The sequence below is a fragment of the Paenibacillus sp. FSL F4-0125 genome, from assembly GCF_038008565.1.
Lineage (GTDB): Bacteria > Bacillota > Bacilli > Paenibacillales > Paenibacillaceae > Paenibacillus_AQ.
Window position 1 is genome coordinate 4016350 of record NZ_JBBOZJ010000001.1, and the last position, 19845, is coordinate 4036194.

Here is a 19845-nt window from a genome sequence, read left to right on the forward strand (position 1 = left end):
GGATGGTCTCTGTACTTCATATTATTTCATGATTTTGCAAATATCATTGGTGAATTGAACAGGATCACTAACCTGTAGACCTTCGATCAACAGGGCTTGGTTGTACAGCAGGTTCGTGTATAAACCGAGCTTTTCTTTGTCGTTCTCTGCTGCCGCCTTCAAGGATTGGAACACTTCGTGATGAATGTTGATTTCGAGTACCTTGTCCGCTTGAACCTCTTGGCCATTCGGCATCGATTTCAAGATTTTTTCCATCTCGATGGTCAGTTCGCCTTCAGCAGAGAGACATACCGGATGAGTCTTCAAACGTTTGGAGGCTTTAACATTTTTCACTTTGCCGGACAGGATGTCCTTCATCGCTTCAAAAAGCTCCTTGTTTTCGTTCTCTTCCGCTTCCGTTGGCTTGTCCGCTTCGTCAGCTTCAATACCAAGATCTCCGCTGGATACAGACTTAAATTCTTTTTCCTTATAAGACATGATCATCTTGATTGCAAATTCATCAATATCATCAGTGAAGTAGAGAATTTCATATCCTTTATCCGAAACAAGCTCAGTTTGCGGGAGTTTCTCGATTCTGTCGATCGACTCTCCGGAAGCATAGTAGATGTACTTCTGATCTTCTGGCATTCTAGACACGTATTCGTCCAGCGTTACCAGCTTTTTCTCCTTGGAGGAGTAGAACATCAGCAGATCTTGAAGGGTATCTTTGTGCATACCATAATCGTTGTACACACCAAACTTAAGCTGTCTGCCAAAAGCATTATAGAACTGCTCATACTTCTCTCTTTCATCCTTCAGCAAGCTTTGCAGTTGGCTCTTCACTTTATTCTTAATGTTCTTAGCAATCAAAGTCAGCTGACGGTCATGCTGGAGCATCTCTCTGGAGATGTTCAAGGAAAGATCCTCTGAATCCACCATACCTTTTACAAAACTGAAGTAATCAGGCAAGAGATCCGCACATTTGTTCATGATTAACACACCGTTGGAATACAGCTCAAGACCTTTTTCATATTCCTTTGTGTAATAGTCAAACGGTGTATTTTCTGGGATGAACAAAATCGCATTGTACACTACAGCACCATCGGCACTGATATGAATATGTTTAAGCGGCTTGTCGAAGCCGTAACGCTTTTCTGCATAGAAGTTATCGTAATCTTCCGTAGTCAGCTCGCTTTTGTTCTTACGCCAGATTGGAACCATGCTGTTCACGGTTTGTTCTTGAATTACTTCTTCGAACTCGTTCTCCGTACCTTCTTTTGGCTTTGACTCCTTCACGTCCATCTTGATTGGGAAACGGATGAAGTCGGAGTATTTTTTAATGATGGATTTCAGGCGGTATTCTTCCAAATATTCATCATATTGGTCTTCTTCAGTATTGTCTTTAATTTTCAAAATTACATCAGTACCCACAGAATCCTTCTCGACAGACTCGATAGTATAGCCGTCAGCGCCCTTAGACTCCCATTTAAACGCTTCCTCGCTGCCTAGAGCCTTACTGATCACCGTTACATCATCTGCCACCATAAAAGCAGCATAGAAGCCAACACCGAACTGTCCGATGATATTATGACCATCTTTAGCTTCATTCTCTTTCTTAAAAGCAAGAGATCCGCTCTTCGCGATCGTTCCCAGGTTATTCTCCAGTTCCTCTTGCGTCATACCGATACCAGTATCGGAGATCGTCAGAGTTCTGTTCGCCTTATCGGCAGTCACTTTAATATAATAATCTTCTTTATTGAAGACCAGGCTTTCGTCAGATAATGCTTTGTAATAGATCTTATCAATCGCATCACTTGCATTGGAAATTAGCTCGCGCAGGAAAATTTCCCGTTGTGTATAAATGGAGTTAATCATCATTTCCAGCAATCTTTTCGATTCGGCTTTAAACTCTTTTTTGGCCATGAATAAATAGATCTCCTTTCAAAATAAACATCTTGTCCAACATTTCGTGATTAGCACTCTTGTTAGATGAGTGCTAATTCTTCTTTTTATATAACATAAACTGATTTTGAATGTCAATATTTACAGCGACTTTCTTTAAAGAATGCTATCTTTTACATACAAATTTAAGAATTTATTGATCATTAATGACCCACTTGCGCGCAGGCTGATTCTATGTTTTAAATAGACTAGATGCATAAGTTCCAAATAAAGGTTATCATTATCAGACCTAGGAGGAATTCGAATGAATAAACAAGCACAGTCCATTGTAAATCCCATAGCAAAAAGCCCCGTAAAAAACCTTATTGGCAGTGTATTTATTCCCGTATACGATATTGAAAAAGCCCGTAGCTGGTATTGCCATGTCCTAGGACTCCAGGAAGCAGATCATCCGATTATGAACGATCATTTATGCCCGTTAACTATGCAAGGAAGCACTGGGATCATTCTGGACACCATGCCCATGTGGGGAGGTTTAGAGCCTGAAGGGGCTCCTCCAATTCAAACACCTGCTCTTATGCTTATAACCGATGATTTGCAAGCCTCTTTCAACTATATGAAGGAGCTCGGTGTAGAGATAGTAACCGAAATTCAAGATCAACAATGGTTTGTGGTGAAAGACCCTGATGGGAATAAACTAATGATTTGCAAGTAACATTTGCGTTAGAAATTGCAATGGCTGAGACTTCCACTTCTTAGGATGCATCAAAAGCTGCAGATCAAAATGAATTTCTTGATGTGCGAAGGGCAGCTCAGCCAAGTTCCCCCGCTCAATTTCTTCCTCTGCAACAATTTTAGGTAATAATGCAATCCCTAAACCATTCATAACACATCGTTTTATCGCTTCTAGATTCGAAAGCTCAAAACCAATACGGAATATAATCCCGTGCTCTTTTAACAAGTTCTCGAACAGACTCCGGTAAATACAGCTCTCTTCAGAAACAATTAATTCACAGTTATTTAGATCCTGTAGCGTTACCGTTTCCATCTGGGCAAGAGGATGATTAACGGGGGCTATCAAGACGAGCGGTTCATCTCTAATGATCGTACGATCCAGCAAAGAATCCGTTGTGGTACGATCGAGCATCAGACCGATGTCTACTTCCCCATCTTTTATTTTGGCCACAAGGTTAGCTTCCTGCATCGTTTGTAGATGGATATCAAGTTTCGGGAATTTCGTCCTCAGCTGCTGTAGGTAGGGTGGCAAGTAGAATGCAGCTAAAGAATCAATCGTACCAATCGTTAGCGTACCTCCTATTTGCTGAGCGATGGTTTCTTTTGAACGGTCATACAGATCCAAAATCTCCACGAATAGCTTCAAAAGCTCTTCTCCAGGCGGGGTTAGACGCAGCACTCGACCATGCCTTTCTATTAAAGGCACTCCGTATTCCTTCTCTATCTTCTGTATTTGCATCGTAACACTCGACTGCGCGTAACCCAGCTCTTCAGCAGCCCGTGTAAAGCTCTGACGTTTAGCCACCTCGCGGAATGTTCGTAAATAGGTTAAATCCATAACCTCACCCTAACATCAATATTTTTGATGATACACATCATTTATTATAGCTAACGACGATGCAACATTCCATGGTAAAGTGTATGTAGAGGAATTAAAATATTATGGAGGCCGATAATTTATGCTTACAGAACAACAGATTTATGGAATTTATGTCCCCGTGGTCACCCCGTTCAATGCTGCTGATGAAGTCGATTTGGATTCGTATCAGCGTTATGTAAAGAACATTATTAACAACAGCATACAAGGTCTGGTCGTTAATGGAACCACCGGTGAATCGCCAACTGTAACCGTAAATGAAATGCAGCTTCTAGTAAACACTTCTCGTGAGCTTATACAATCCACATCTATCCCCTTAGTAGTCGGTACAGGAACCAATGACACAGCTTCTACGGTAGCACGCACAGAGATCGCAGCTAACCTTGGTGCTGATTGCGTGCTAGTAGTCGTCCCTTATTATAGTCGTCCTTCGCAAGAGGGCATCATTGCCCATTTCCGTAAAGCAGCAGAAGTAGGCATTCCAATCATGGCTTATGACATTCCAAGTCGTACGGGTACTGCTATGACCGTAGATACTGCACGTACAATCCTAGAAATGAATAATGTTGTCGGATTAAAAGACTGCTCAGGCAGCACCAAATTGGTTACTGAGCTAGTTCGTACGGGTACCAAACCGGTGCTCGGCGGCGACGATTCACTCTTTTACGAAATGCTTAGCTGCGGAGCAACTGGAGGTATGCTTGCTACTGCGAACGTTTATCCAGCAGAATGTATCCGCATATACGAAGCTTTCAAATCCGGACAATTAGACTTAGCTAAAGAAAACTTTGAACAACTGCTGCCGATCATCCGCCTCTTGTTCAAGGAATCGAATCCCGCACCAATCAAATGGATGCTTAGCCAGAATGGCCTAATCGATTCGGATACGCTTCGCCTCCCTATGACTTCCATCAGCACAGCGCTTCAACAAGAGCTTGGTTCTTATGTTCAGGACAACGCGATTGAAGCCACCGCATAAGAGAATATAACAGCCGTTATACAGTGAGGAACTGTTTAGCGGCTGTTTTTTTTGCCTCTCTCCATTTTAAAGGTGACGAATACATCTTTATCTGTGTCAAAAACTATACCCTCTCTTGTATTCACCTTATCATCAAATAACAAAAAAACCATCAGATTTCTTTGATGGTTTTGAAGTCTTACTATAAAATACGTCCAGCGTTCAAAATAACTTATCTGCTGCTCGTTTGTCTTCCTTTAGTGAACCACTCGGACTTTGGCTTTAGTGGAGGGTTAGACTTTGGCTTTGCTTTGGCTGGTTTAGATGCCGCTGGTTTTGAAGCTGATGGTTTAGCTGATGACGGTTTACCAGATGACGGTCTGGAATTCGCTGGTCTCGAACCTGACGTTTTCGAAGATCGTTCTGTCTTCATCTGCGTTTTACGAGACATCGGATACGGGTGATCCTTCACTTCTGGAATCGATTTCCCGATCAATTTCTCGATATCTTTAAGGAACGGAAGCTCTTCAGATTCGCAAAAAGAAATTGCAGTTCCACTCAGCCCCGCTCTACCCGTACGACCGATTCGGTGTACATAAGTTTCCGGAATATTCGGCAAGTTGAAGTTGATTACATGAGATAACTCATCAATATCAATTCCTCGCGCGGCGATATCCGTAGCGACTAGAACGCGGGTTGCACCACTTTTAAAATTCCGCAATGCATTCTGACGATCATTCTGTGATTTATTGCCGTGAATGGCTTGTGCAGAAATGTTCACCTTCGCTAGGTCACGTGTAACACGGTCAGCACCACGTTTGGTCCGAGTAAACACCAGAGCAGAGACAATCGATTTATCCTGTAACAAAAGATTCAATTGATTCTGTTTATTTCCGTTTTCTAATAAATAGATCGATTGTTCGATTCTATCCGCAGTAGAAGATACGGGAGTGATTTCAACTTTCACTGGGTTCACAAGCAAGGTTTTGATCAATTTTGAGATCTCAGTAGGCATCGTTGCAGAGAAGAATAATGTTTGTTTCTTCGTAGGCATTTTAGCGATTATTCGTTTCACGTCATGGATAAAGCCCATATCTAGCATACGGTCAGCTTCATCCAAGACAAGAATTTGGACATGCTGCAAATCCACACGTTTTTGATTGATCAGGTCGATAAGTCTACCTGGTGTAGCTATTAGAATATCAGCACCTTGATTCAGGGCACGCTCTTGCACTTTCTGTGATACACCGCCAACGATGGCAGCAGAGCGGATATCTGTATATTGGCTATACGCTTTTATGTTATCAGCAATTTGGATCGCTAGTTCTCTTGTCGGTGTTAAGATCAGCGAGCGAATGCGTCGCACATTGTTTGTTTTGTTGGAATTGGTTTGTTCGCTTAATAATTGAATAATAGGTACAGAAAATGCAGCTGTCTTTCCTGTTCCCGTTTGAGCACATCCAAGTAAATCTCTGCCTGCTAATACAGCTGGGATCGATTGTTCCTGTATAGGTGTAGGTGATGTATAGTTTTCTTTGGTTAAAGCCTTTAAAATCGCAGGCATAATATTCAGTTCGTTAAATGTCATTCTAGTCTCCTTAATTTCTAATACATATATTCTTAACATTAAATCCATTTTTCACGTCATAAACAATAATCATAACACAATTAGTCACATAATAATAGATATTCTTTATCATCACACCAATTTTCATTAAAAATCCATTTCAGGATACGATCCACTTTGCTATTCAAACAGTTTAGACATCTGCCAGTTTATCGGGCGTATCAGCCACATAACGGTTCTAGGCACACAACAAAAAAAGCGGAGGATTTCTCCCCCGCTTCCTATGATTGTTATGAAGACTAGTCTACGATTTCAGCAGTGTCGCCATTGTTGGCACCAGCAGCATTAGCTTCATCAGTATCAATATGCATATCAAGTTTGAAGCTGTCGGATACACGAGCAATTACGTTCTCCAATACAAGACCGCGGTCGCCACCGAGACGAACTTTAAGCAATTGCTTATCCGCAATGCCCCAAGCTTCAGCTTCGGAAGTGTGGAAGTGAATGTGACGAGCTGCGATAATAACGCCTTGTTCTAATTCAACTTCACCAGCAGGTCCTTTAAGCGTAATGCCAGGTGTTCCTTCAATATTTCCAGATTCGCGAACTGGAGCTTTCACGCCAAGTGCGAAGGAGTCAGTACGGGAAATTTCCAATTGGGAAGCCGGACGAGCAGGTCCCAAGATTCTTACTTTGTCAAATTTACCTTTGCTACCGATAACTGCTACTTGTTCATTTGCTGCAAATTGTCCTGGTTGGGAAAGTGGTTTGAACTCAGTTAATTGATATCCTGGGCCAAACAGAGCCTCCACGTGCTCTTGCGTAAGGTGAATATGTCTAGCCGACACACCTACGGGTACAGTCTTACTCATTGTAAAGTCACTCCTTGTATTTTCTCTAGTATCTGTACAAGCCATTAACCATTATACATCTTATTTCACCAAAATAAAAAGGGCTGTATCATAACGAAGGCCCTTTTTTCGACAATTTATGTTTTTTGGACAAGATTGTCATGGTTTAGACACCTGAGAGGGCAAGTTTACGCTTAAAAAAGATGTCGCATTCTCATACATCCAGCCTTTTACAGTATCCTCAGGATAATAACGAAGCAGTTGTTCAATAAGATCAGGGTATTTTCCCGGATGCTCCAACTTCTCAACCCAAGTATCAATGCCATCAAAATCTGAGCCAAACATCAGATGCTTCTCTCCGCCGAGACTGCATACCTGTTCAATATGCTTTAACAAATCATCCATACGAGCCTTTCCATGATCACATACAAACCACGGATAAAAGGTAAGCCCCATTCTCCCGTCCATCGCAATAAGAGCTTTTATCTGTTCATCATTCAAATTTCTAACGTGACCGCATATGGCTGCGGCATTCGAATGAGAAGCTATAAACGGACGAGAGCTTAAATCTGCCAGTTCCCAAAAACCTGCTTGCGACAAATGCGACACATCCAGCAGCATTCCACTGTGGTTGCACCATTCTACCAGCTTTCTCCCTTTCTCCGTAAATCCACCATTACGCTTCTCTAGCACACCATCTGCTGCCCAATTCGCATAATTCCAAGTGACACCTAGAAACCGCACTCCAAGTTCGAAACAGAGCTGAGCATAAAACAAGTTCCCTTCTAAGCCATCTACGCCCTCCAGAGAGAGCATTGCTTGCGGAGGTGCTCCAACTAATCGATTCCCCACTTCCTCCTTCCAGCGCAACCACTGAAGCCCATCTGTGCTCACTATCTTTTGCCTAAAGAGATCAATTTGTCCTAGAACATGTTCAAAGCTAGGTTTACCTCTCGTAGCTGAAAGATATATCGCAAAACATTGCAACTCCACTCCGCCAGATGCCAACCGTTCTGCAGTAACATCTAATCGAGGGTCATTCTCGAAATTAATATCCGGAGAGGCTTGCATTTTGCTTAGCACATCACAATGAAAATCTGCTACCTTAAACTTTTCAGCTCTCATTTAGCAACCCCACCTCCTCACAGTTCCAGCCGTACATTTTACTTCTAAGTGCCTATTTCAGATACTATGCAGAAAAACTCCTGACTATAAATCAAAAGCAAAAAACCTGTTTACAAAAGTAAACAGGTTCATTCATTCTATAGGTCTATTATCTGGGTTCAACAATCAGCTTAATCGCGGTTCGATCTTCTCCATCAATCACTATATCAGTGAAGGCAGGAATGCAGATCAAATCAACTCCGCTTGGTGCAACAAATCCCCGGGCAATGGCAACTGCTTTGACTGCTTGATTCAGTGCTCCAGCTCCAATAGCTTGTAATTCGGCCGATCCACGTTCACGAAGAACACCCGCTAATGCGCCGGCGACGGAATTTGGATTGGATTTAGCTGATACTTTTAATACATCCATAGTAAGTACCTCCCCTGGGAAAATAATGGTGTTCTTCCACTACTTTAGATGTTATTCGCGAGAGAAGAAATAATTCCTTCTTTTTACGGACCACGTCTTCCAAAAACGGTATTAAAGATACTCTTTTACGATATAAAAAATATCACACTTTACCCTAACTCAGCGAAATTACCCGGATTAAACGATACTCTATTCTACGTTTAGCTCATAACCCATTCATCTTCACGCAACCGTATCTTCTCCAGACGAGTTGCCGCACCAGTAGTTTCATCTAATTCTGCAAATAAACCGTGAAGCTGCCACTTACCTTCATCGACAACAAATCGTGCTGGAAGCTGAGTTGTGAACTTATAAAGTACTGCATCTCTTTCCATACCCAGAATACCTTCGCTTGAACCAACCATACCCGCATCGGTTAAATACGCAGTTCCTCCTGGCAAAATCACATCATCGTTAGTCTGAACATGCGTATGTGTCCCAACAACAATCGATGCACGGCCATCCATGAAATATCCCATGGCGATTTTCTCAGAGGTTACCTCTGCATGAAAATCGACGAGAATACATTTATGATCTCTACGAAGCTCTTCCACAATTTCATCCCCAACACGGAAAGGACAATCAATAGCAGGTAAAAACGTCCGTCCTTGTAAATTTACTATAGCCAGTTCTTTACCATTACCTTTAACAACGGTATAACCTCTTCCCGGTGTTCCTGGCGGAAAATTAGCTGGACGAATAATCCGAGCCTCATCATCGATGAACTCAAAAATATCTTTGTTGTCCCATGTGTGATTCCCCATAGTTATTCCGTGAACGCCCCAGTTAAAAAACTCATTTGCGATCGCCTTAGTGATCCCTCTACCGGCAGCAGAATTTTCGCCATTAACAATAATGATATGTGGCTGATATTTACTTTTTAGTGAAGGTAGCATCTCACGAAGAGCCTTTCTGCCAACATTTCCAACGATATCTCCAATAAATAGTACTTTAATGATTCTCTCCTCCTAATCTTAACCGCTATATCTAATGGATAAGAGCTCATATTCAAAAGAAAAAAGGCCCTGCTTAGGGGCCAATTCTCAACAAATATAAGAAAGTATAAGTTACATCTTATCCCTTAACCTTATATTCCACCTATTTAGCGTATTCAACAGCCCGTGTCTCACGAATAACGGTAACTTTGATATGTCCTGGATAATCCAGTTCACTTTCAATCATCTTCGTAATATCGCGAGCAAGACGGAATGCCTCTGCATCGTCAATCTTCTCTGGCTGTACCATCACGCGTACCTCACGGCCCGCCTGAATAGCAAATGATTTCTCAACGCCTTCGAACGACTCTGAGATTTCTTCCAGTTTTTCTAGACGCTTAATATACGTTTCCAGTGTTTCACGGCGAGCGCCAGGTCTTGCTGCTGACAATGCATCAGCGGCACCAACCAACATAGCAATAACCGAGGTAGCTTCGCAATCTCCATGATGAGACGCGATACTGTTGATAACAACCGGATGTTCCTTATATTTCTTCGCTAGTTCAACGCCGATCTCAACATGCGAGCCTTCTACTTCATGATCCAGCGCTTTGCCGATATCATGGAGCAATCCTGCACGTTTTGCAAGCACGATGTCTTCCCCAAGCTCACCGGCCATCAGTCCAGTCAAATAAGCAACCTCCATGGAGTGCTTCAATACATTTTGACCATAGCTTGTACGGAATTTCAGACGACCCAGAATCTTGATCAAGTCTGGATGCAATCCATGAACACCCACTTCGAAAGTAGCTTGTTCACCATATTCGCGAATTCTTTCATCCACTTCTTTGCGGGATTTTTCCACCATCTCTTCAATACGAGCAGGGTGGATACGTCCATCTGCCACAAGTTTCTCAAGTGCCGTACGGGCCACTTCGCGACGGATTGGATCAAATCCCGACAAAATAACTGCTTCCGGCGTATCATCAATAATGAGGTCGATACCTGTAAGAGTTTCGAGTGCACGAATGTTACGGCCTTCACGACCGATAATCCGACCTTTCATCTCTTCGTTCGGCAGGGTAACAACTGAAACTGTTGTCTCGGCTACGTGATCAGCTGCACAGCGTTGGATAGCGAGTGTGATGATTTCGCGGGATTTCTTATCCGCTTCCTCTTTCGCCTGCTGTTCAATTTCTTTGATCATTTGAGCCGTTTCATGGCGAACTTCTTGCTCAACATTGCTAAGAATAATACTTCTTGCATCTTCGATGCTTAAATTGGAAATGCGCTCCAATTCAGTGACTTGGTTTTTGTAAATAACATCAATTTGCTGTTGGGTTTCATCAATTCGTTTCTCTTTGTTAGCTACTTGTTCTTCTTTTCTTTCAAGCGATTCCATTTTTTTATCCAGAGATTCTTCCTTTTGCAGCAAACGTCTCTCTTGCCGTTGGATTTCATTCCGACGTTCACGAGTTTCTTTCTCAGCTTCAGTACGGATTCTATGGACTTCGTCCTTAGCTTCCAATACCGTTTCTTTCTTCAGCGCCTCTGCGTCCTTCTTCGCGTTCTCCACGATGACTACGGCTTCTCTTTCTGCGCTTTGAATTTTAGCTTCTGCAAGGGATTTACGAATAAAATAACCGAACCCAAAGAATAATGCAGCTACAACGAGAACGATAATGACCCAGATCCATGCTTGCATCTGTTCACCTCCTCGTTGGTTCCTCTCCAAGGTATACCCCTGGGAATTGTGCAGTTGTTAAACTATCCGTTCATCACCATACAAAAAACCGGTAAACAACCGATTGCCATACTGCACATGCTGCACATGCACACTGCCCGCCTTATCCGGCGATTACATTTCATATGAGTTGTACGCGAACCGTTTTAAAAAGTCCCCTTTTTGGGAAGGAAAAAGGATTCTTACTTTATGCCGATTCATGTTATATTTTATTATTTATAAAAAGACATTGTCAAGAGAGTCGATATGCGCATTAATGTCAAGAGAATCAGTGAGTCTAGTAAAATTCCTCATCTTCACCCTCATAATTGTCTTCTTCAAGTAAAGTATTGATCACTTGACGCACCATATCTCCTGAGAATCCACGCCGCATTAAGAAGGCACCAGTCTTTCTTCTCTTATCTGCAGCTTCACCTCGGATGAGATTCCATTTCTTACGCCCGGTCTGAAGTGCACTCTCAAGTTCTTGTTCTGGGCTGATATTCTCCAAGGCTTCCGAGATTAAAGATTTGTCGATTCCTTTCTCACGTAGCTCTTGGCGAATCCACATCTTTCCTTTGCGCTGGTTTGTAATGCGTTGCTCTGCCCATTGCTTTGCATACAAAGGGTCATCAAGAAGTCTTTCCTGCTGTAGCCGTTGCACCACTTCCGCAATAATAGTCTCCCCTATTTCCTTCTGCCGTAAACGGCGAGTCATTTCCATAGCGGTTCGTGGCTTTCGTTCTAGATAACGAAGTCCTTCTACATAAGCTCGTTGTCGCTCATCAGCAACAACAATTTCCTCCAGATCGGCTTTCATAAAAGAATTCCCAGTAATCATCCGATATTTAATCATGACGTCTTCGTGTACAGTCATGTTATAAGCTCCGAAATGTATGATATAGCGGTGATCCGATTTCTTCTGACGTTCTACCTTAGTGATTTCTAAAAGTTCTCCATCAGGAAAATCCGCCAGAACTTGTAAGTCCTGCTCATCCGATTCAAAATCCATATCCAGCTGTATTACCATAGTTGCTTGTCACCTCATAGCAATAAAATATCCCCACAAAGTGTAGCTTAAATTCGATGCGTACTCAGGTACTTTGCGGGGACCCCAAATAAATATTTCTGATGCGTTAAGAAAAGACACCCTGCAACAATGAATCACAGGGCGTCCTATTCCTTAATAAATTCTATTGTTCGATTTCGAGAAGTAGCTTTTCTTCTTCCTCTTGCTCTGCAATGATTTCCGCTTCATTTGGTGCAGCAACAATAGTGGAGAGATTACTTGCTTCACGAATCTTGTTCTCAATGATGAGCGCAATATCTTGATGTTCCTTCAAGAACTGTTTGGCATTCTCACGTCCTTGGCCGAGACGCTCGCCCTCATAGGAATACCACGCACCACTCTTATTCACGATGTCCATTTCAGTACCGATGTCTACAAGACTTCCTTCTCTGGAAATCCCTTCACCATACATGATATCAACATCAGCTTGTTTAAATGGAGGTGCTACCTTATTCTTCACAATCTTGATCTTGGTGCGGTTACCTACAACGTCGTTACCCATTTTGATACTTTCGACACGACGAACATCCAACCGTACGGAAGAGTAGAATTTCAGCGCTCGTCCACCCGGAGTTGTCTCAGGGTTACCGAACATAACACCAATTTTCTCACGAAGCTGGTTAATAAAGATAGCAATTGTATTTGATTTACTAATGGCACCAGAAAGCTTCCGAAGCGCTTGAGACATCAAACGAGCCTGTAGGCCGACGTGTGAATCACCCATATCGCCTTCAATTTCCGCTTTAGGAACCAAAGCAGCTACGGAGTCAACGACAATAATGTCTACTGCGCCACTTCGTACAAGTGCTTCAGCAATCTCAAGTGCCTGTTCACCCGTATCTGGCTGAGATAGTAACAATTCATCAATGTTTACGCCCAAGTTACGTGCATACTTCGGATCGAGCGCATGCTCAGCATCGATAAATGCAGCTTGTCCTCCTTGTTTTTGCACTTCTGCAATAGCATGAAGAGCAACAGTTGTTTTACCGGAGGATTCAGGTCCGTATACTTCAATAATACGTCCCTTTGGAAGTCCGCCTATACCTAACGCAATATCAAGTGCCAAAGATCCGCTAGGTACAACTTCCACTTGCATATGAGTGGATTCTCCCAGTTTCATGATCGAACCTTTACCAAATTGTTTTTCTATTTGACGAAGCGCCATATCAAGCGCTGCACGACGATCTGACAATCAGACCACTTCCTTCACTGTTTATAATAATATAATAACGTGTTTTTGAGGTCTTGCCAAGCTTTTTTTCGAACATACATTCGTTTTTTTTGTCTCAAGCGTTAATTATCCCTTTTATTGTAAGCCTCCCTCCGGATATAGAAGTTAACTGATTTCTCTACTTCACCGGACATCAACGACTTATGATCATAACCAAAAACATTGATCAAAATCTCTGCAGATATACAAAAAACCGCAGCAAAGAAATCTCAGTGCCACGGTTCTTCCGTATGTTCCAATTATAACTGGGCTAATCTCCCATTACAAGTCTGAACCCTCAAGTGGTGTCTCCACCTTGCGTTCCTCAAGTCTACGCCAAAGTCGATACAGTAGAGCTTTAACAGTACGCAGTCGTATATTCTCACGTGTCCCTTTAAGATTAAGCTCATATACCTCTGTCTTACGCCCGCGTTCAGCTAAACCAATAAATACAAGTCCAACTGGTTTACGTTCAGAATATCCTGGTCCTGCTACACCAGTTACAGATAAACCGAAATCACTGTCCGCAATCATTCTTACTTGATCGGCCAACACCTCGGCAACTTCACGACTTACCGCCCCAGGGGCATCAGGCCCCTCCAAATAAGCACTTGGCACATTCAGAAGTTTTTTCTTTAGATCGTTGGAGTAACAGACGATTCCTCCCGCAAACATCGAAGCGCTACCTGGTATGTTGGTTATACTCTCCATCAGCAAGCCTCCGGTACAGCTCTCCGCCGCACTTAAAGTCAGACCTGCATCCGCCATCCAATCTACAATTAGCTGTTCTAGCGGTACATCAATATTCGCATATAAATGCTCTGGTAAAATCTCTTTGATCTGCTTCTCCAGAATCTCCAGCTTCTTGAAAGCTTCATGCTCGGAAGGCGCCTTTGTCGAAATACGAACGGTTACCTCTCCCTCTTTAGCGTAAGGAGCTATGGTTGGGTCTGTCTGGCTGTGAATCAGATCTATGAGCTTATCCTCAAGCAGTGATTCTCCGATACCTGCAAATTTTAGCATTTTAGAATAAAGTGGCATTTCTGTCGTTAGAGCGTGCTGTTGGAGCCACGGTACAGCTTTATCTACGAACATTGGTTTCATCTCGCGAGGCGGACCAGGAAGCACAATATAATATTTCTTTTCATGCTCAAAAGCAATACCCACAGCAAGACCAATCTCATTTGGCAAAGGTGTGGTTCCCTCAATTATAAGTGCCTGTTTACGATTATTCTCTGTCATTACAATCTTACGATCATCAAAGAAACGTTGTACATGATCCATTGCCAAACGATCTATATGGAGTGTTCGACCCAATGAAGCAGCCAATGCATCTTTCGTAAGATCATCTTCTGTCGGACCAATACCACCTGTAAAAATGATAACATCAGCTCTGTTTTGAGCGATTTCAATAGCTTGCTGCAAGCGACTGCTGTTATCGCCAACTACGGTTTGAAAATATACATCAATCCCAATAGCAGCTAACTCTATAGATAGAAACTGGGCATTACTATTCACGATTTGACCGAGCAAAAGCTCCGTGCCTACTGCAATAATCTCCGCTTTCATCCCTGGCTTTCGCCTCCTTGTTATAATGTAGACACACTGCCTTTAGGGTTTAAAAAAGGTAATAGGTACTTTACCTATTACCTCTCCTATATGTAGCTACCTAAAATGCTTAAGCATTATGCAGCTGTAGCAGCTCTTTATTCTTCACAAAATAATCAATTCCAGAGTAAATAGTAATCAAAGCTGCAGCCCAAATGGCAATATCGTCTACAGGAATGCTGACGAATTGAAACGGGAAATTGTTTAACAACAGCAGTGAGATCGCTACAATTTGTACAACCGTCTTTATCTTGCCCCATTTGCTGGCGGCAACCACTTTCCCCTCTAACAATGCGATCTGGCGAAGTCCGGTTACTGCGAACTCACGACTTATGATAACAATTGCGATCCATGAATCACATCTGCCCAGTTCGACAAGTGAAATCAGAACAGCGGAAACTAACAGCTTGTCCGCTAACGGATCAAGGAGCTTACCGAGGTTGGTCACCATATTATATTTCCTAGCTATGTAGCCGTCTATTCCATCTGTGCTGGCTGCAAGCAAAAAGATTACAGCGGCTACCAAATGATTAACAGATAGCTGGAAAGAGCCCCAATGTATTGGTTCTGGGTAAAAGCTAAAATCCACCAGTAAGAAAAACATCATAATCGGGATCAGGCAAATACGTGCTAGCGTGATGCGGTTGGGCAAATTCACTGAAGTTCCTCCCCTAAATCGTTCATACAAATGACCTGAGTCAGGCTCATCTATTTCTACTTAAGCAAGTATATTATAGCTATAAATAGGTGTCAAAAAAAATACAAAGCACCCCGCATCATGGTGCTGATAAGCACTGCGGGGTACAAAACTCTATTTTAAGTTGTTGAACTGCAGGTCCAGCGGCAAATCAGCTTTACGCAAAATCTGGATAATTTGCTGTAAATCATCGCGACTCTTACCGGTTACGCGGATCTGATCTCCTTGAATCTGGCTCTTCACCTTCAATTTCGAATCACGAATCAGGATGTTAATTTTTTTTGCGTTCTCCTGATCTATCCCTTGCTTAAGACCTAAGCGCTGACGAACACTTCCCAGGGAAGCAGGCTCCACTTTGCCAAAATCCAAGTTCTTCAGCGTGATACCTCTCTTCACCATCTTCGATTGTAAAATATCGATAACAGCATTTAGCTTATATTCGTCCTCAGAGGCGATAATAAGTGCGTCTTTCTCAAGCTTCAGACTGCTTTTACTGTTCTTAAAGTCAAATCGGTTATCAATTTCTTTCTCTGTTTGGTGGATCGCATTAGTTAATTCCTGCATATCCATTTTAGATACGATATCAAATGAACTTTCTGAACTCATAACTCCACGTCCTTTGTACTTTTTAGTCTGCTACTATTATAAAAGAATGATCCCCTTAAGTCTAATTTTGGATAATATGTACCCCACCCGACACAGAAAACAGCCCCACAGAGTGGAGCTTTTCCTTCGAAATGAGTTCTGTTCAATGGTAGAAATACGTCTCCACAGGGAGTATCCCCTCGGAGACGCTCATTTCTTAGTTTTCTATCTGCTTCGGAGCGGGCTTCGAAACATATCCAGAATTCCAAGCACAATATGTGCAATACCGAAACCGAGAATTCCATAGCCCCAAGCACTTGGCGTCATATAGTATCCGATGAGACTGACAATAACCCCAAGTCCAGCTACAATCCAGCTAACGATCATAAGAATGTCACCTCACTTTGGCTAAGCACTGGAAACAATCTTATGTTCCCCGCGCAGCCAAAGTCTATACATCATATTTCTTATTGGCCTGTTTCATTAGTCTGGTCAGTAGTATCAGTGGTACCTTCATTCTGGGTCGTTTGACTTCCAGTACCATCATCCAGATTAATTAACAGACGAGATGAGGTCTTTTCATCTGTAATTACTTGTCCATTGACAGTAATCTCAGTAGCTGGTGAATAACCAGATTTAATATACATTCCTTCACTTCCGAGAACAAAGCTCATATGATCTCCTGCCGCTGTGTTACCAAATGAGAGCTTCTCACCTTTAGAGTTCTCACCTTTATACACCTCAAGCCAGCTTACTCCAGTAGCAGAAATCTCAACCTTCACTTCACTTCCAGCCGGAGCTGAAACCTTGAACTTGGTAGTTTTTCCTGATTTCCCATCCGGTGTAACTGTAATGGATTGCGGGGAAGGCGTAGGTGTTGGCGTAGGCTCTGCCGTTGGTTCAGTTGTTGCTTCTGTACCTGCTGAAGCCGTTGGCGCTACAACACCTCCTCCTGAAGCCGGTGGAGATGTCTGTGCTGTCGTAGGATCCTGCTGTTCATTCGTCAGATTCGTCTGATCAATTTGAGCGGGGTCCGGCTTGTTCAAACTGGAAGCATAAATGTAAATCACAACAATAATCAATATTGGAAATGTCCACATTAGCACTGTTGGCAGCCATTTTGCATTCCGTTCGGTTTCTGGTCTACGGCTGCGTTTTTGAATCACCGTTTCCATAGCTGTGTCTTCAGGAGGGGCAGGTACATTCCCATGCTCCTCTAGCAGCTCGTCTGGGCTCATACCTACTGCCTCTGCGTACGTTTTGATAAACGCCCTAACATAAAAACTTCCTGGAAGCACCTTATAGTCTCCAGACTCGATGGCTTCCAAATACTTTTTGCGAATTTTCGTTACTTCCTGGACATCGTCAAGACTCATCCCTTTTTGCAGACGCGCCTCTTTCAATTGCCGGCCCAGTTCCGACATACCATCACCTCCTGTAAGTTTCAATGAATCATCATTGGTGTTTTATAGATCATCACTGTAGCTCGTCGTGAACGACTCGTACAATATTTCTTCATTTGGATTATTGCGAAGCTCAATAATAATATCAAAATCATCAAAGGTGTACTCAGATTCCCGCACAAAAATATCTGGATGCTCGATCACTTTCGTACTTGGCATACTCATAACATTTTGTAATAAATTATAATGCTTCTCATTAGAGCGGATCGTACTAACAATACCATCAATAATAAATACATTATGTGGGTTCATCTCATCTTCTGCTAATTGACTTCGAACCGTCTGACGTAAAAGTGTCGAAGAGACAAATGTCCACCGCTTCATCGCGCAGACACTGCCGGCAATAATCGATTCAGTCTTTCCTACACGGGGCATACCTCGAAGTCCTATTACCTGATTTCCATCTTTTTTAAACAGCTCCCCGAGAAAATCGACCAAAAGACCGAGCTCATCGCGGGTAAAACGAAACGTCTTTCGATCATCTGAATCCCGTTCAATATATCGCCCATGGCGCACAGCCAGCTTGTCTACGAGTCTTGGAGACCGCAGAGCTGAAACTGTAATATTATCAACTTTCTTGAGCATTTCGCCCATCAGCATTATTTTGTCATCGTCATTGGTCTCCAGCAGCATTCCGCGTGTCTTTCCTTCAACGCCATTAATCGTCAGAATGTTGACTTCTAGCATCCCTAACATTGAAGCGATATCACCAAGCAGACCGGGTCTGTTCTTGTGAATCTTGTACTCCATATACCATTGTTTATATTCCACTTGTACACCTCATAGATTCCTTTTCCCTGCACTTTGATATCCATCAAAAAAATGCCGTTCAGACAAAGCGATCTGAAACACGGGTCATGTTAATGATATATAAAATAAAAATGAAAGGCAAGGTCAGTCCTGTAATAATTGCAGAAAAGCTCCCACAAGGGGAGCTTTTCCGCAAGCTTAGGCGTGATTTTTCGCCAATTTGACCATGAGTTTAGCAATCGTCTGCTTTTCTTCATCGTTACCGACGTCCCATAGCTCTTTGATTGCACGGTTTTGAGTGTTTGCTGGATCCACTTTTTCATCGAGGAATTCCCCGATTTCAAAAGCCAGCTTTGAGATTGTGTCTTCACTCATCCCAAGTTTCTCCGCCTGTACAACTCGTTTTCCCAGAAATTTTTTCCAGGTGTCAAAATTTTTGATTACGCTATCGCCTTGTGTCATCTTAAATCCTCCTTCATATTTACGGTCAAACACCTGCATACAGGCTGTAAGCCGTCTTACGTGAGATTTAAAAACAACACTTATAATATGTCTCAGACGCTAAGTTCTTATGCTGGTGCTTTTCTCCAACATAATCATCAAGTAATCCATCCACCGTTTGGACTAATAATCTGACCCGTGATATACCCGGACTCAGGCAAAGCCAAAAAATAAATCAGTGAGGATATTTCATTAGGAGTAGCCAAACGTCCTGCCGGAATCTCATCCTCCAACATACGGACTTCATCCTCCTGTAAATTGGATAACATGTTCGTATTAACCGCTCCTGGAGCTACCGCATTAACCGTTACACCAGATGGAGCCAGCTCTTTAGCTAAAGCCTTTGTAAAGGCATTCACTCCACCTTTGCTAGCCGAATAAGCTACTTCACAAGAAGCTCCAGTGATTCCCCATACGGAAGAAACATTGATGATACGACCATAACGCTGAGACACCATGTACGGCATAAAGATCTGACTGCACATAAAGGTTCCCTTCAAGTTAATGGACATAATATCATCCCATTCTTCTTCGGTCACATCAGCTAGCATTCCGTAATGCGATTTACCGGCATTATTGACGAGGATATCCGGCTGCATTCCATTACTCTCCAGCTTTTCAGCCATACGTACAATCTGACTACGGTCCTTCATATCCGCGTTTACTGTCATTACCTTTGCTCCAAGGGCCATACAACGCCGAGCGACATCATTCGCAGCCTCATGTGAGTGCTTGTAATGAATAACTATATTCATCCCGACAGAAGCAAACCGTTCCGCAATGGCGCCGCCGATCCCTCCGCTGCCCCCTGTAACGAGCACTGTCATTTCCCCTAGTGGTTTGCTGCTCTCTCCCAAAACGC

General features: G+C 42.7%; 20 protein-coding genes. 2 read left to right on the forward strand and 18 right to left on the reverse strand.

The features are described 5' to 3' along the window. Positions 1 to 21 precede the first annotated feature (21 nt). The gene (gene htpG / locus NST74_RS17765) at positions 22 to 1902 is read right to left on the reverse strand and encodes a molecular chaperone HtpG (protein WP_076119584.1); all 1881 of its coding nucleotides are present in this window, start codon (positions 1900 to 1902) and stop codon (positions 22 to 24) included. A gap of 283 nt (positions 1903 to 2185) precedes the next feature. Between htpG and NST74_RS17770 the strand changes: the two genes are divergently transcribed. After that, positions 2186 to 2596 (forward strand): VOC family protein, encoded by a 411-nt coding sequence (locus NST74_RS17770; RefSeq protein ID WP_341113628.1) that lies wholly within the window; start codon positions 2186 to 2188, stop codon positions 2594 to 2596. Here NST74_RS17770 and NST74_RS17775 read toward each other — a convergent pair. Beyond that, a complete protein-coding gene (locus tag NST74_RS17775) occupies positions 2579 to 3454 on the reverse strand; it encodes a LysR family transcriptional regulator (RefSeq protein WP_341113630.1) in 876 nt (291 codons plus the stop codon). The genes NST74_RS17770 and NST74_RS17775 overlap by 18 nt on opposite strands. A 121-nt stretch (positions 3455 to 3575) precedes the next feature. Here NST74_RS17775 and dapA point away from each other — a divergent pair, with 121 nt between their 5' ends. Beyond that, entirely contained in the window at positions 3576 to 4472 is an 897-nt protein-coding gene (dapA, locus tag NST74_RS17780; protein WP_341113631.1) for a 4-hydroxy-tetrahydrodipicolinate synthase, read from the forward strand. Positions 4473 to 4683: 211 nt separating this feature from the next. Here dapA and NST74_RS17785 read toward each other — a convergent pair whose 3' ends face one another. The 16 genes from NST74_RS17785 to ymfI all read right to left on the reverse strand — a co-directional run bounded on the left by NST74_RS17785 (position 4684) and on the right by ymfI (position 19810). Next, entirely contained in the window at positions 4684 to 6039 is a 1356-nt protein-coding gene (locus tag NST74_RS17785; RefSeq protein WP_341113632.1) for a DEAD/DEAH box helicase, read from the reverse strand. Positions 6040 to 6317: 278 nt separating this feature from the next. Next, on the reverse strand, positions 6318 to 6890 hold the full coding sequence (pduL, locus tag NST74_RS17790) for a phosphate propanoyltransferase (RefSeq protein WP_042128797.1): 573 nt from the start codon (positions 6888 to 6890) through the stop codon (positions 6318 to 6320). A gap of 138 nt (positions 6891 to 7028) precedes the next feature. Next, on the reverse strand, positions 7029 to 7994 hold the full coding sequence (locus NST74_RS17795; RefSeq protein ID WP_341113633.1) for a dipeptidase: 966 nt from the start codon (positions 7992 to 7994) through the stop codon (positions 7029 to 7031). 148 nt (positions 7995 to 8142) lie between these two features. Further along, a complete protein-coding gene (locus NST74_RS17800) occupies positions 8143 to 8403 on the reverse strand; it encodes a stage V sporulation protein S (RefSeq protein WP_019910496.1) in 261 nt (86 codons plus the stop codon). Positions 8404 to 8603: 200 nt separating this feature from the next. Then, the gene (locus tag NST74_RS17805) at positions 8604 to 9398 is read right to left on the reverse strand and encodes a TIGR00282 family metallophosphoesterase (protein ID WP_341115923.1); all 795 of its coding nucleotides are present in this window, start codon (positions 9396 to 9398) and stop codon (positions 8604 to 8606) included. 142 nt (positions 9399 to 9540) lie between these two features. Next, on the reverse strand, positions 9541 to 11082 hold the full coding sequence (gene rny, locus NST74_RS17810) for a ribonuclease Y (RefSeq protein ID WP_042128807.1): 1542 nt from the start codon (positions 11080 to 11082) through the stop codon (positions 9541 to 9543). Positions 11083 to 11398: 316 nt separating this feature from the next. Beyond that, positions 11399 to 12130 (reverse strand): regulatory protein RecX, encoded by a 732-nt coding sequence (locus NST74_RS17815; protein ID WP_156114826.1) that lies wholly within the window; start codon positions 12128 to 12130, stop codon positions 11399 to 11401. Positions 12131 to 12293: 163 nt separating this feature from the next. Continuing rightward, positions 12294 to 13361 carry a recombinase RecA gene (gene recA / locus NST74_RS17820; protein WP_042128809.1) on the reverse strand — a complete coding sequence of 356 codons (1068 nt, stop codon included), beginning with the start codon at positions 13359 to 13361 and terminating at the stop codon, positions 12294 to 12296. A gap of 300 nt (positions 13362 to 13661) precedes the next feature. After that, on the reverse strand, positions 13662 to 14948 hold the full coding sequence (locus NST74_RS17825; RefSeq protein ID WP_076119579.1) for a competence/damage-inducible protein A: 1287 nt from the start codon (positions 14946 to 14948) through the stop codon (positions 13662 to 13664). 109 nt (positions 14949 to 15057) lie between these two features. Beyond that, positions 15058 to 15645, reverse strand: a complete 588-nt coding sequence (pgsA, locus tag NST74_RS17830) for a CDP-diacylglycerol--glycerol-3-phosphate 3-phosphatidyltransferase (protein ID WP_042128813.1) — start codon at positions 15643 to 15645, stop codon at positions 15058 to 15060. A gap of 153 nt (positions 15646 to 15798) precedes the next feature. Continuing rightward, entirely contained in the window at positions 15799 to 16290 is a 492-nt protein-coding gene (locus NST74_RS17835; RefSeq protein ID WP_042128814.1) for a YajQ family cyclic di-GMP-binding protein, read from the reverse strand. 204 nt (positions 16291 to 16494) lie between these two features. After that, complete coding sequence (locus NST74_RS17840) at positions 16495 to 16656, reverse strand: hypothetical protein (RefSeq protein WP_341113634.1); 162 nt, start codon at positions 16654 to 16656, stop codon at positions 16495 to 16497. Between the two features lie 80 nt (positions 16657 to 16736). Beyond that, positions 16737 to 17693: a helix-turn-helix domain-containing protein gene (locus tag NST74_RS17845; RefSeq protein WP_341113635.1), complete on the reverse strand. Its 957-nt coding sequence runs from the start codon at positions 17691 to 17693 to the stop codon at positions 16737 to 16739. Between the two features lie 42 nt (positions 17694 to 17735). Further along, a complete protein-coding gene (locus tag NST74_RS17850; protein WP_042128818.1) occupies positions 17736 to 18503 on the reverse strand; it encodes a DUF3388 domain-containing protein in 768 nt (255 codons plus the stop codon). A 177-nt stretch (positions 18504 to 18680) separates the two neighbouring features. Then, positions 18681 to 18944 (reverse strand): DUF3243 domain-containing protein, encoded by a 264-nt coding sequence (locus tag NST74_RS17855; RefSeq protein ID WP_042128820.1) that lies wholly within the window; start codon positions 18942 to 18944, stop codon positions 18681 to 18683. Between the two features lie 137 nt (positions 18945 to 19081). After that, positions 19082 to 19810 carry an elongation factor P 5-aminopentanone reductase gene (ymfI, locus tag NST74_RS17860; RefSeq protein WP_042132274.1) on the reverse strand — a complete coding sequence of 243 codons (729 nt, stop codon included), beginning with the start codon at positions 19808 to 19810 and terminating at the stop codon, positions 19082 to 19084. Positions 19811 to 19845: the final 35 nt, after the last annotated feature.

Coding starts and splice junctions, on each gene's coding strand:
- NST74_RS17845 (WP_341113635.1), bottom strand. CDS start 17,693: ATGTCGGAACTGGGCCGGCAATTGAAAGAGGCGCGTCTGCAAAAAGGG.
- pduL (WP_042128797.1), bottom strand. CDS start 6,890: ATGAGTAAGACTGTACCCGTAGGTGTGTCGGCTAGACATATTCACCTT.
- NST74_RS17855 (WP_042128820.1), bottom strand. CDS start 18,944: ATGACACAAGGCGATAGCGTAATCAAAAATTTTGACACCTGGAAAAAA.
- NST74_RS17770 (WP_341113628.1), top strand. CDS start 2,186: ATGAATAAACAAGCACAGTCCATTGTAAATCCCATAGCAAAAAGCCCC.
- htpG (WP_076119584.1), bottom strand. CDS start 1,902: ATGGCCAAAAAAGAGTTTAAAGCCGAATCGAAAAGATTGCTGGAAATG.
- rny (WP_042128807.1), bottom strand. CDS start 11,082: ATGCAAGCATGGATCTGGGTCATTATCGTTCTCGTTGTAGCTGCATTA.
- dapA (WP_341113631.1), top strand. CDS start 3,576: ATGCTTACAGAACAACAGATTTATGGAATTTATGTCCCCGTGGTCACC.
- NST74_RS17795 (WP_341113633.1), bottom strand. CDS start 7,994: ATGAGAGCTGAAAAGTTTAAGGTAGCAGATTTTCATTGTGATGTGCTA.
- ymfI (WP_042132274.1), bottom strand. CDS start 19,810: ATGACAGTGCTCGTTACAGGGGGCAGCGGAGGGATCGGCGGCGCCATT.
- NST74_RS17815 (WP_156114826.1), bottom strand. CDS start 12,130: ATGGTAATACAGCTGGATATGGATTTTGAATCGGATGAGCAGGACTTA.
- NST74_RS17800 (WP_019910496.1), bottom strand. CDS start 8,403: ATGGATGTATTAAAAGTATCAGCTAAATCCAATCCAAATTCCGTCGCC.
- NST74_RS17775 (WP_341113630.1), bottom strand. CDS start 3,454: ATGGATTTAACCTATTTACGAACATTCCGCGAGGTGGCTAAACGTCAG.
- NST74_RS17835 (WP_042128814.1), bottom strand. CDS start 16,290: ATGAGTTCAGAAAGTTCATTTGATATCGTATCTAAAATGGATATGCAG.
- NST74_RS17825 (WP_076119579.1), bottom strand. CDS start 14,948: ATGAAAGCGGAGATTATTGCAGTAGGCACGGAGCTTTTGCTCGGTCAA.
- NST74_RS17785 (WP_341113632.1), bottom strand. CDS start 6,039: ATGACATTTAACGAACTGAATATTATGCCTGCGATTTTAAAGGCTTTA.
- NST74_RS17840 (WP_341113634.1), bottom strand. CDS start 16,656: ATGATCGTTAGCTGGATTGTAGCTGGACTTGGGGTTATTGTCAGTCTC.